A 217-nucleotide genomic window follows, 5' to 3' on the forward strand; every position below is an offset into this window, starting at 1 on the left:
GAGTGTGGTGAAGCAACAGCAACAGCAAGATCAGAATCGGGCACGGTCAAATGTGGGAGCTGGCTTGCCTGCGATAGCATCAACTGGGTGTACCTGATGCACCGAGTTGTCTGCATCGCCGGCAAGCCAGCTCCTACAGAAAAGCAGAGCCACACCGCCCGTAGCAGTTGTCGAGCGCCAGCGAGGCTGCGTGCTTTTGATCTTGATCTGCTTTTGA

1 pseudogene is annotated in these 217 nt (G+C 55.8%); it reads right to left on the reverse strand.

The annotated features are described in order from the left end of the window. Positions 1–30 precede the first annotated feature (30 nt). A pseudogene (locus HX818_RS31025) lies at positions 31–217 on the reverse strand (hypothetical protein); the annotation flags it as partial.

It is taken from the genome of Pseudomonas sp. F9001 (assembly GCF_013385435.1).
Lineage (GTDB): Bacteria > Pseudomonadota > Gammaproteobacteria > Pseudomonadales > Pseudomonadaceae > Aquipseudomonas.